3 protein-coding genes are annotated in these 1,772 nt (G+C 66.6%); 1 reads left to right on the top strand and 2 read right to left on the bottom strand.

The annotated features are described in order from the left end of the window. On the bottom strand, nucleotides 1-363 hold a 363-nt coding region (locus tag MOV74_RS37390), incomplete at its 3' end, for an adenosylcobinamide-GDP ribazoletransferase (protein ID WP_246932445.1). Further along, a complete protein-coding gene (cobU, locus tag MOV74_RS37385) occupies nucleotides 360-863 on the bottom strand; it encodes a bifunctional adenosylcobinamide kinase/adenosylcobinamide-phosphate guanylyltransferase (RefSeq protein WP_246932443.1) in 504 nt (167 codons plus the stop codon). The genes cobU and MOV74_RS37390, both read right to left, overlap by 4 nt. A 121-nt stretch (nucleotides 864-984) precedes the next feature. On the opposite strand from cobU, the gene cbiB reads away from it, so the two are divergent. Beyond that, a partial coding sequence (cbiB, locus tag MOV74_RS37380; protein WP_246932440.1) for an adenosylcobinamide-phosphate synthase CbiB occupies nucleotides 985-1,772 on the top strand: 788 nt, incomplete at its 3' end.

Raw genomic sequence — 1,772 nt, 5'->3', positions numbered from 1 at the left:
GTAAGTCCCGATCCGGCTGTCGCGCATGATCTCGAGCTTGCGCTCGCGCGTTCGTCCGCCGCCGAGCCCGTCGGCGGTGTCGGCAAGGCCATCTTCATGCAGCGCGCCGGTGATGAGGGCGGTCGTGGCCAAAGCGAGCAGGGCAGCAAGGTTCGGCGTCAGTCCGAACCGGCTCGCCATCTTGTAGACCAACGCGCCGGCAAGGCCGACCAGCAACCCCGCGACGGGGAGGGCCCACGTCGCCCGGGCAACGGCGCCGTCGCCCGCAGGCTTCGACGATGCCACAGGGAGGATCGTCACGAACGATGCCGCCATCCTGAGATCGGCAATGATGTCTTTGAGAAGCTCGGTACGCGGCATCATTTCAGCTTCATCGGCAGGCCGGCAACGACGAACTCAACCTCATCGGCAACGGCGGCGATCGTCTGGTTCATGATCCCGGCGGCGTCACGAAAGCTGCGAGCCAGCGCGTTGTCGGGCACGATGCCGAGGCCGACTTCGTTGGTGACGAAAACGACGGGACTCTTCAGATGGGGCAATTTGCCAGCGAGCGCGCCCACCTCGCGTTCCCAATCACGCTGCTCGTGCATCAGGTTGGAGAGCCACAGCGTCAGGCAATCCACCAGCCTTGCGCCGCCGCCGTCGGTTGCGACCAGGACGTCGACGAGATCGAGCGGCACCTCGCGCTCGATCCAGTCGGTTCCGCGCCGCGCGCGATGCTTGGCGATACGCGCCTCCATCTCAGTGTCGAGCGCCTCAGCCGTCGCGACATAGACGGGCTGTCCGGGAAAGGCGCGCGTGCGCATTTCCGCACGCTTGCTCTTGCCCGATCGCGCTCCACCCGTGATCAAGATGACGGCCATGAAAGTCTCCTGTGGGCCTGACTAATCACCAAACGCGCCCAAAGACAAAGCCGAAATCAGGCGGCTGGGGGCTTGCGCTCGCGCCTCGCTTTGCGCAACAGGGGCGGGACAGGAGGCAGGTGTGGGCTTTGCGGGCGCGATGGTGGTGGCGATGGCGGTGGATGCCCTCTTGGGCTGGCCGTCGTGGCTGTTCGCACGGATCGGGCATCCCGTGACCTGGCTGGGGCGGCTGATCGGTGCTGTCGATACCGGCTGGAATCGCGATTGCGATCCACCAGCGCTCCGTCGTGCCGCGGGCGTTGCTGGAGCGCTCGTGGTGATCGCGATCTCGGTTGCGGTCGGCTGGGTGCTTCAGGTCTTGCTTCCCACGGGCTGGATCCAGATCGTGCTGATCGGCATCCTGGCCTGGCCCTTGGTCGCTTCGCGCTCGCTGCATGATCACGTCGCCGCCGTCGCGCATCCTCTGATGGCTGGCGACATCGCCGCTGCGCGCGAGGCGGTCTCGCGCATCGTCGGCCGCGATCCCGCAGCGCTCGATGAAGCCGGCATCGCGCGTGCGGCGATCGAGAGTCTCGCCGAGAACGCGTCTGACGGCATTGTAGCGCCTGTGTTCTGGGGCGCGCTGTTCGGATTGCCCGGCATTTTGGGTTACAAGGCGGTCAACACGCTGGACTCCATGATCGGCCATCGCAGCGAGCGCCACGAAGCGTTCGGCTGGGCGGCTGCGCGCATCGATGATGTCGCAAATTTCATTCCGGCGCGGCTGACCGGATTCCTGTTCGTGCTGCTGGCGCCGCGGCGGTCCGAGGCGCTGTCGTGCATGACGCGCGATGCGCGCCGTCATCGTTCGCCCAATGCCGGCTGGCCCGAAGCGGCCATGGCGGGCGCACTCGGTGTGCGGCTCAGCGG

The organism is Bradyrhizobium sp. SHOUNA76, from assembly GCF_023006445.1.
GTDB lineage: Bacteria > Pseudomonadota > Alphaproteobacteria > Rhizobiales > Xanthobacteraceae > Bradyrhizobium.
Note: the sequence above shows the minus strand (reverse complement) of the source record. Positions and strands in the feature narration are given on the sequence as shown.